The sequence below is a fragment of the Streptomyces sp. NPDC051286 genome (genome assembly GCF_044455345.1).
GTDB lineage: Bacteria > Actinomycetota > Actinomycetes > Streptomycetales > Streptomycetaceae > Streptomyces.
The window spans coordinates 249,488-259,653 of the sequence record NZ_JBITER010000004.1; the positions used below are offsets into that span (position 1 = coordinate 249,488).

The following is a 10,166-nucleotide window of genomic DNA, read 5'->3' on the forward strand; positions in this document are numbered from 1 at the left end:
GTCCTTGTGCCGGTCATGGTAGCCGCACCCCGCCTGTCACCACACCCTGTCACCGCGATGTCACTGTGCACATACCGGAAACGCGGTGGGAGACCAGAAGGTTCCCCGCCCACCGCGTTCTCACACCCCTTCGAGCGCAGTCGATCAGCAACTTACCGCTATTCGTTCCAGAGGCGATCACTCTCCGCGCATCCACTGCTCCATGACGGAGAGCAGATGATCAGCATCGGCAGGCTTGGTGACATAGTCGGAAGCACCGGAGTCGATCGCCTTCTCCCGGTCGCCCTTCATCGCCTTCGCGGTCAGCGCGATGATGGGCAGCCCGGCGAACTGCGGCATCCTGCGGATCGCCGTCGTCGTCGCGTAGCCGTCCATCTCCGGCATCATGATGTCCATCAGCACGACCGTCACATCGTCGTGCTGCTCCAGGACTTCGATGCCCTCGCGCCCGTTCTCCGCGTACAGCACCGAGAGCCCGTGCTGCTCCAGCACGCTGGTGAGCGCGAAGACGTTACGGATGTCGTCGTCGACGATGAGGACCTTCTCGCCGTTGAACCGGAAGACCCTGCGGGCCTCGGACTCCTCCTGGCCGGACTGGGTCAACGACTCCTGAGCCGGCGCAGCCGGCTCGGCATGCCCGGCGGTCCTGGGCGGCAGCGCGGTCCGCCGCTCCACCCCGCCGAGTGCCTTGCGACGCCGCCGGAACAGCCCCGCGGAACCGGCCGCTTCATGCAGCGCCGTCCCCGAACCCGCGTCCGGAACCGGACCGTTCCCGGACACGGCACCGTGCGCCTCGATGGAACCGGGGCCGATCTGCGGGTAGCCCTGCGCCGGCAGCTCGCTGAGGTGCAGCGGCAGATACAGCGTGAAGGTCGAGCCGCGGCCCGGCTCGCTCGACGCATGGATCTCGCCACCGAGCAGCCGGGCGATCTCCCGGCTGATGGACAGCCCGAGCCCCGTACCGCCGTACTTGCGACTGGTCGTACCGTCCGCCTGCTTGAACGCCTCGAAGATCACCAGCATCTTGCTCGACGCGATCCCGATCCCGGTGTCGGCGACCGAGAACGCGATCAGATCGGCGTCGGCGTCGCGCAGCGAACCGGCTTCCAGGAGCTGCTCGCGGATGGCGTTCGGCACATCCGCGCCGGCCGGCCGGATCACCAGCTCGACGGCGCCGCTGTCGGTGAACTTCACCGCGTTGGAAAGGAGGTTCCGCAGTACCTGGAGGAGACGCTGCTCGTCCGTGTGCAGCGTGGCGGGAAGCTCCGGCGACACCCGTACGGAGAAGTCGAGCCCCTTCTCGGCAGTGAGCGGCCGGAAGGTCGCCTCCACGTAGTCGACCAGCTGGACGAGTGCGATCCGGGTCGGGCTGACGTCCATCTTGCCCGCCTCGACCTTCGACAGATCGAGGATGTCGTTGATCAGCTGCAGCAGGTCGGAACCTGCGCCGTGGATCGTCTCGGCGAACTCCACCTGCTTCGGGGAGAGATTTTCCTCGGCGTTGTCCGCGAGCAGCTTGGCCAGGATGAGCAGTGAGTTGAGCGGCGTGCGCAGCTCGTGCGACATGTTCGCCAGGAACTCGGACTTGTACCGCATCGAGACCGCAAGCTGTTCGGCACGCTCCTCCAGGACCTGCCGCGCCTCCTCGATCTCGGTGTTCTTCACCTCGATGTCACGGTTCTGCCGGGCCAGCAGTTCGGCCTTCTCCTCCAGTTCGGCGTTGGATGCCTGGAGCGCCTTCTGCCGGTTCTCCAGCTCCTCCGAGCGGTCGCGGAGCTGCTCGGTCAGCTCCTGCGACTGCTCCAGGAGCTTCTCCGTCTTGGTGTTGACGCTGATCGTGTTGACGCTGGTCGCGATCATCTCGGCGAGCTGGTTGAGGAAGTCCCGCTGAATGTGGGTGAACGGCTGGAACGAGGCCAGTTCGATCACACCGAGGACCTGCCCCTCGAAGAGCACCGGCAGCACGATCACATGCGCCGGCGGTGCCTCGCCCAGGCCCGAGGAGATCTTGAGATAGCCCGGCGGCACGTTGTCCACCTGGATCGTCCGCTTCTCCTCCGCCGCCGTACCGATGAGCGTTTCGCCGGGCCGGAAGGACGTCGGCATCGAGCCTGCGGAGTAGCCGTAGCTGCCCCGCATGCGGAGTACGTACGCACCCTCCTGGTCCGCGTCCGCCACCACCGCGTCGGTGTCACCGGTCGGCATGGCCAGGAAGAACGCCCCGTGCTGCGCCGAGACGACCGGGGTCAGCTCGCTCATGATCAGCGAGGCGACGTCGTCGAGATCACGGCGTCCCTGCATCAGACCGGAGATCCGGGCGAGGTTGCCCTTGAGCCAGTCCTGCTCCTTGTTGGTGGCCGTGGTGTCGCGCAGGTTGGCGATCATCGTGTTGATGTTGTCCTGCAGGGCCTGGATCTCGCCGGCCGCGTCCACATCGATCTTGAGGTTGAGATCGCCACGGGTCACTGCGGTGGCGACGGCCGCGATGGCCCGCACCTGGCGGGTCAGGTTCCCGGCCATCTCGTTCACGGACTCGGTGAGATCGCGCCAGGTTCCGTCGACGTCCCGGACCCGCGCCTGACCGCCCAGCTGACCCTCCGTACCCACCTCACGGGCCACCCGGGTCACCTGCTCGGCGAAGGACGACAGCTGGTCGACCATCGTGTTGATGGTGTTCTTCAGCTCCTGGATCTCACCACGCGCGTCGATGTCGATCTTCTTGGTGAGATCGCCCTTGGCGATGGCGGTGGTGACCGTGGCGATCTGGCGCACCTGGCCGGTCAGATTGGACGCCATCGAGTTCACCGACTCGGTGAGGTCCTTCCACGTACCGGAGACGCCCGGCACCCGCGCCTGACCGCCCAGCTCGCCCTCGGTACCCACCTCGCGGGCGACTCGCGTCACCTCGTCGGCGAACGAGGACAGCGTCGTCACCATCGTGTTGACGGTGTCGGCGAGCTCGGCGACCTCGCCACGTGCCTCGACGGTGACCTTCTTGGTCAGATCGCCGTTGGCGACCGCGGACGAGACCCGGGAGATGTTCCGGACCTGGCTGGTCAGGTTGTTGGCCATCAGGTTGACGTTGTCGCTGAGGTCCTTCCAGATGCCGGTCGCACCGCGCACCCGCGCCTGACCGCCCAGGATGCCCTCGGTACCCACCTCACGGGCGACCCGCGTCACCTCGTCGGCAAAGTTGAGCAGCTGGTCGACCATCGTGTTGACGGTCGTCACCAGTTCGAGGATCTCGCCCTTGGCGTCGACGGTGATCTTCTTGGAGAGATCGCCCTTGGCGACCGCGGTGGTGACCTCGGCGATGTTGCGGACCTGCAAGGTCAGGTTGTTCGCCATGCCGTTGACGGACTGGGTGAGGTCCTTCCACGTACCGGACACACCCTGCACCTCGGCCTGGCCGCCCAGGATGCCTTCCGTACCCACCTCACGGGCGACCCGCGTCACCTGCTCGGCGAAGTTCGAGAGCTGGTCCACCATCGTGTTGAGGGTGTTCTTCAGCTCCAGGATCTCGCCGCGGGCGTCCACGTCGATCTTCTGGGACAGGTCACCGCGCGCCACCGCGGTGGCGACCTGCGCGATGTTACGGACCTGAGCGGTGAGGTTCCCCGCCATGCCGTTCACCGAGTCGGTCAGATCGCGCCACACCCCGGCCACGCCGGGGACCTGCGCCTGGCCGCCGAGCCGACCGTCGGTGCCCACCTCGCGGGCCACCCTGGTCACCTGGTCGGCGAAAGCGGAAAGCTGGTCCACCATCGTGTTGATGGTGTTCTTCAGTTCGAGGATCTCGCCTCGGGCGTCCACGTCGATCTTCTGCGACAGATCGCCCCGGGCGACCGCCGTGGTCACCTGCGCGATCTGACGCACCTGGGAGGTCAGATTCCCGGCCATGAAGTTGACGGAGTCGGTGAGCTCCTTCCAGGTACCGGAGACGCCGTCGACCCGCGCCTGACCGCCGAGGCGGCCCTCCGTGCCCACGTCCCGCGCCATCCGGGTCACCTGGTCGGCGAAGGACGACAGCTGCGCCACCATCGTGTTGACGGTGTTCTTCAGCTCCAGCATCTCGCCGGCCACATCCACGGTGACCTTCTGCGACAGATCACCGTTCGCGACCGCGGTCGTCACCTGCGCGATGTCCCGCACCTGACCCGTCAGGTTCCGGAACGCCGTGTTCACCGAGTCCGTGAGGTCCTTCCACGTACCCGCCGCACCCGGCACCTCGGCCTGACCGCCCAGCCGGCCCTCGACACCGACCTCCCGGGCGACCCGGGTCACTTCCGAACCGAAGGACTGGAGCTGGTCCACCATCGTGTTGACGGTGTTCTTCAGCTCCAGCATCTCGCCGGCCACATCCACGGTGACCTTCTGCGTCATGTCACCGCTGGCCACCGCCGTGGTCACCTGCGCGATGTCCCGCACCTGCGTCGTCAGGTTCCGGAAGACCGTGTTCACCGAGTCGGTGAGGTCCTTCCAGGTGCCCGCCGCACCCGGCACCTGCGCCTGCCCGCCGAGCAGCCCCTCGCCACCGACCTCGCTGGCCACTCGCGTCACTTCGTCCGCGAAGGTCCGCAGCGTCTCGGTCATCTGGTTGATCGTCTCGGCGAGCTGCGCCACCTCGCCACGGGCGCTCACGGTGACCTTCTGCGACAGGTCGCCGCTGGCGACCGCCGTCGTCACCTCCGCGATCCCGCGCACCTGCGAGGTGAGGTTCCCGGCCATCGTGTTGACGGAGTCGGTGAGGTCCTTCCACACCCCGGCCACACCGGGGACCGTCGCCTGCCCGCCGAGCTCCCCCTCCGTGCCCACCTCACGGGCGACCCGGGTCACCTCGGAGGAGAACGACGACAGCTGGTCGACCATCGTGTTGACGGTGTTCTTCAGCTGCAGCATCTCGCCGGCCACGTGCACGGTGACCTTCCGCGACAGATCGCCCTTGGCGACCGCCGTCGTCACCAGGGCGATATCCCGCACCTGCGCGGTCAGCCGGTACGCCATGGTGTTGACGGAGTCCGTGAGGTCCTTCCAGGAACCGGACATTCCGCGCACCTGGGCCTGTCCGCCCAGCTTGCCCTCGGTACCCACCTCGACCGCGACCCGCGTCACCTGCTCGGTGAATGCCGACAACTGGTCGACCAGATTGTTGACCGTACGGGCCACCTTCAGGAACTCGCCGCGCAGCGGGCGCACGGTCTCGTCGGCCGTGTGCGACCGGAGTTCCATCCGCTGTTCCAGATCACCGTCGGCCACCGCCGACAGCACCCGCCCGACCTCCGAGACCGGCCGCGCCAGGTCGTCGACCAACTCGTTCGACGCATCGATGGCCGCGGCCCACGAGCCCTCGCAGGCCCCTGTCTCCAGGCGCTCGGTGAGCTTCCCCTCACGCCCGACCACCCGACGTACCCGGGCCAGCTCGCCGGTGAGGTGGAGATTGCGGTCGGCGACCTCGTTGAAGACCGCCGAGATCTCTGCCAACGGCCCCTCGCCGGAGACGGTCAGACGCCTGCGGAAATTCCCGTCGCGCATCGCCACCAGGCCGGCCAGCAGTCTGTTGAGTGCCGCGGCGTCCACTTCGATGGTTCCATTGCGCTGCTTCTTCACGGACTGTCCGCCTTTTGTGCGCGTTGCTGATCCCCGCGCCGCCACGCCAGACTCCACCGTGTCCCTCCCGCAGGGGTTGACCGTATCGCTCGGGCCTTGCCTGGGATCTTGCCCAGTTCCACATTGGCTCACCGCCACGGTCCACCGTCGACGGGTGACCATGCGGACGTCAAATCGTTGAAAGCTACCAGGCCGGAACTGATCGAGGTGGAACCTCCAACGGTTGTCCCGCATCCCTCCGTTGAGAAGACCACACTTGTCCGACCAGACACCGTTTCCTGGTCGCGCTTGCCCGAAGTCGGCCCTCGTGTACCCGACACCGGGAGCGAGCGTCTAGCCTGGCAGGCGAATCGAAGCGGCGAGAAACGGGCACAGGACTCGGGGAAGCGACGAGACACCATATGGGGAGTGCTGTGATCACCGCGCGCGCGGCTGCCACCTTCGACCCGGCCGGGCGCTCCGTCGCGACCGCCCGCGCCTTTGTCCGTGACACCCTGCAGGGGTGGGGGTACGCCGACATCGTCGACGACGCGGTCGTGCTCACCAGCGAGCTCGTGACCAATGCTGTGGTGCATGCAGGCACCGCCGCCGATGTGCTGTGCCTGCGTACGGAGGACGGCGTCCGGGTCGAGGTCTCCGACCACTACCCGGAGCGGGAGATCCCGCTCCAGAGCACCGGACTCGACTTCGGCAGCCCCGATCGTGAGGGCGGCCGCGGTCTGCTGCTCTGCGCGGCACTCGCTTCCCGGTGGGGCGTCGAGTACACCCCGGCGCGCAAACAGGTCTGGTTCCAGCTCGATCTTCCCGAGCGCCCGGTGGGCATCCGTTCCGCGGGCCCGCTGCTCCCCGTCGACCTCCTCCCGGTCGCGGACGAGCGCGTCCGGGTCGCCGTCGTACAGATCGACCACTCCGGTTCCATCGCCGGGTGGAACGACGACGCCGCGTTCCTCTTCGGCCACTCCGCGGAACAGGTCACCGGCAAACAGCTCACCGACTTCACCGCCTGGCCGCACACCCCCGGCACCAGCACCGGAATCGCCGACGCGCTCCAGCTCTCCCGCTGGGAAGGCAGTTACGGCATCCGAGGCGCCGACGGCCGCACCATGCCCGTGTACGCCTCTCACCTCAGAGTCCGCGACACCCAGGGCGAACCGTCCACGGTCTGTCTTCTGGTCCGCGACCACGAACGTGCCGTACTCCAGTCACCGGTGCGCACCCCGGTCACCGACGCGGGCTCCGAGAGCCGCACGACGGACCCCTTCGAGGTGTTCATCGGCTCCCCCGCCCCCGACGACCTCGACGGGCTGCTCCAGCGCACCGTCGAACGGGCCCGCGACATGCTCGACGCGGATTCCGCCTTCCTGCTGCTGGCCACCGATGACGAGACCGAGCTGGAGGTCCGGGCCACGACCGGCCTCCCGTCCGCCCGTCAGCGTTTCGCCCGCGTCCCTGTGGAAGCAGGAGCGGGTCGGTACGGCTCCGCCCGGATGCCGGCCGTGCACGAAGACCTCACGGTCGTCCCCGGCGCCGTGCCGCTGCTCAGCGACACGGGAATGCGCTCCGTCGTGACCGTCCCGCTGAAGGTCGAAGGACGCCTCACGGGGTCCCTGGGCGTCGCGACGGAATCGCCCGGCCGGTACACCAACGAGGAGGCCCTGCGTCTCCAGTTCGCCGCGGACCGTATCGCGCTCGCCGTCGAATCGGCTCGCCTCGGCGAACTGGAACGGCTCCGCCGCGGTTCGCTGTCCTTCCTCGTCGAGGCGTCCGACCTCCTCGCCGGCACCCTCGACCGGGACCAGACACTTGCCCTGATGGCCCAGATGACGGTCCCCACCCTGGCCACCTGGTGCGCCGTCTACACGATCGCCGACCAGTCCTCGGAGCCGTACCTCTCGTACGTCCTCCACGAGGACGAAGAACTCATCGACGGTCTCAAAGACCTGCTCTCCAAGATCTCCCCGCCTGACCCCGTGCCGACTCCTGGCGCCCGCGTCTGGGCCGCCCCCTCCGAGGCGGCCCATGAGGCCGCCCTGCGCGCCTCCATGCGCAGCCTCGGCCGCGACCAGGCAGACGGTCTCGACTCCGGCATCCGTACGATCCTGGCCACCGCGGCCGCGGTGGGAGGCGAGACAGTGGTCCTCCCTCTCGTCGCCCGCAACCGCGTCATCGGCATGCTCACGCTCGGCAAGCCGTCCGACGACCACTTCCGTCAAGAGATCCTCGAACTCGCCGAGGACCTCTCCCGTCGCGCCGCGCTCGCCCTCGACAACGCCCGCCTCTACTCGGAACGCGTGGCGATCAGCCAGTCCCTCCAGCGCAGCCTGCTGCCCCCGGGCCTGCCCGACGTCCCCAATGTCGAGATCGAGGTCATCTACCGGGCCGCGGGCGAGGGCAACGAAGTCGGTGGCGACTTCTACGACGTCTTCCCGATCCGCGACGGCGCCTACGGTTTCGCCATCGGTGACGTCTGCGGTACGGGCCCGGAGGCCGCGGCCGTCACAGGGCTGGCGCGCCACGCCCTGCGCCTGCTCGCCCGCGAGGGCTTCGGCGGTCCCGCCGTTCTGGAGCGCCTCAACGCCGCGATCCTCGACGAGGGCTCCCGCAGTCGTTTCCTCACCCTGCTCTACGGGGAACTGTGGCCTCAGGAGGACGGCAGCGCCCTGCTGAAGGTGGTGTGCGCCGGGCATCCTCTTCCGCTGCGCCTGCGGCAGGACGGCACCGTCGAGGCCGCGGCCGAACCGCAGCCACTGCTGGGCGTCATCGAGGACCTCGAACTGTACGAACAGACCGTCACCCTCGACCCGGGCGACGTCCTGCTGTGCGTGACGGACGGCGTCACGGAACGCCGTGAAGGCACTCGCATGCTCGGCGACGACGGTCTGGCCGATGTGCTCACAGGATGTACGGGCCTGACGGCCGGCGCGGTGGCGGGCCGTGTCCTGCGGGCCGTGGAGCGCTTCGCCGCCGACCCCGCCTCCGACGACATGGCCATCCTGGCCATGCGTGTCCCTGAACCGCCCGCCGCCTGACTGCGCTTCACCGGTGAGTCGCCTCTGACAGACTCCGGGTCATGACCACAGAAACGATCACCGCGGATGCCGCGGGCACGTGGCAGCTCGGCGACCTGACCGTCAACCGTCTCGGTTTCGGCGCAATGCGCCTGACCGGCAGCGCCGCTTTCGACCTCGGTACGCCGAGCAACCGTGAGCAGTCGATCGGAGTGCTCCGGCGCGCGGTCGAGCTCGGTGTGAACCACATCGACACCGCAGCGTTCTATTTCTCGTCGCTGCGCTCGGCCAACGAGCTGATCAACCGGGCACTTGCGCCGTATCCCAAGGAACTGGTCATCACCACCAAGGTCGGCCCGGTACGGGACCCGTCGGGCGCATGGCAGCCCCATGCCCGGCCGGAGGAGTTGCGCGGCCAGGTGGAGGAGAACCTGCGCCAGCTGGGCCGCGACCACCTCGACGTGGTCAACCTCCGTCTCATGGGCCAGGATTCGGTCTCCGAGCACTTCGCCGCCCTGGCCGAACTCCGCGAGGCCGGCCTCATCCGCCACCTCGGCATCTCCAACATCAACAGCGAACACCTCGCCGAGGCACAGTCCGTGGCCCCGGTGGTCTGCGTGCAGAACCGCTACGGCCTCCAGTCCAGGTCCGCGGATGCCGATGCCATCCTGCGGCTCTGCGGAGAACAGGGCATCGCCTTCGTGCCCTTCTTCGCCATCGCAGGCGAAGGCCGCGAGCGGGGGGCCCGTGCCGCCGACTGGAGCGGCGACGAGGTGTTGCGCACCATCGCTCGCGCGCACAGCGCGACGGTCGCACAGGTCCGCCTGGCCTGGACTCTGCAACAGGGTCCGCACGTGCTGGCCATCCCTGGGACCGGCAATCCGGACCACCTCATGGAGAACGTGGCCGCGGCCGCGCTGCGCCTTTCAGCAGGCGAACTGGCTCGCCTCGGCTCGTTCCATGGGTAAAGCGAAAGGTCCCCACCAGTGGTGAGGACCTTTCGCTTTGATTGAGCCCCAATACGGAATCGAACCGTAGACCTTCTCCTTACCATGGAGACGCTCTACCGACTGAGCTATTGGGGCCTGCTGCCCTGCGGCAACGAGATAGAGCATACCCCGAATTCGGGGAAATGCATAACCACGCGCGAGGACATCCGAAAGACCAGCCACGCGAAGCAGCGGGCACTGCAGGGACGCGACGACCAGGGACGTGAGGACGGCCGGCCTCGTGAACGCAGAAAAGCCCCGCACCAGAGGTGCGGGGCTTTCCCGGAATAATTGTTCGGCGGCGTCCTACTCTCCCACAGGGTCCCCCCTGCAGTACCATCGGCGCTGAAAGGCTTAGCTTCCGGGTTCGGAATGTAACCGGGCGTTTCCCTAACGCAATGACCACCGAAACACTATGAAATTAACCAACACCGGACAACAACACGGCCGTTCGTTATTTCAGAACTAACACAGTGGACGCGAGCAACTGAGGACAAGCCCTCGGCCTATTAGTACCAGTCAGCTCCACCCGTTACCGGGCTTCCACATCTGGCCTATCAAC

Annotated in this window: 3 protein-coding genes, 1 tRNA gene and 2 rRNA genes; 2 read left to right on the forward strand and 4 right to left on the reverse strand. The window is 67.6% G+C overall.

All coding sequences use genetic code 11. From position 1 onward, the window contains the following. Nucleotides 1-177: 177 nt before the first annotated feature. A complete protein-coding gene (locus tag ACIBB8_RS07140; protein WP_398949408.1) occupies nt 178-5,607 on the reverse strand; it encodes a HAMP domain-containing protein in 5,430 nt (1,809 codons plus the stop codon). A gap of 401 nt (nt 5,608-6,008) precedes the next feature. Between ACIBB8_RS07140 and ACIBB8_RS07145 the strand changes: the two genes are divergently transcribed. Together ACIBB8_RS07145 and ACIBB8_RS07150 are read left to right on the forward strand one after the other, a co-directional pair. Further along, nucleotides 6,009-8,636: a SpoIIE family protein phosphatase gene (locus tag ACIBB8_RS07145; protein ID WP_398949409.1), complete on the forward strand. Its 2,628-nt coding sequence runs from the start codon at nt 6,009-6,011 to the stop codon at nt 8,634-8,636. Between the two features lie 41 nt (nt 8,637-8,677). Beyond that, nucleotides 8,678-9,583, forward strand: a complete 906-nt coding sequence (locus ACIBB8_RS07150; protein WP_398949410.1) for an oxidoreductase — start codon at nt 8,678-8,680, stop codon at nt 9,581-9,583. Nucleotides 9,584-9,627: 44 nt separating this feature from the next. Here the strand turns inward: ACIBB8_RS07150 and ACIBB8_RS07155 are convergent. The 3 genes from ACIBB8_RS07155 to ACIBB8_RS07165 form a co-directional block, all read right to left on the reverse strand. After that, nucleotides 9,628-9,700 (reverse strand) — tRNA-Thr (locus ACIBB8_RS07155). 197 nt (nt 9,701-9,897) lie between these two features. Next, nucleotides 9,898-10,014: ribosomal RNA gene (gene rrf / locus ACIBB8_RS07160) — 5S ribosomal RNA — on the reverse strand. Nucleotides 10,015-10,093: 79 nt separating this feature from the next. Next, a 23S ribosomal RNA gene (locus ACIBB8_RS07165) occupies nt 10,094-10,166 on the reverse strand; the annotation flags it as partial.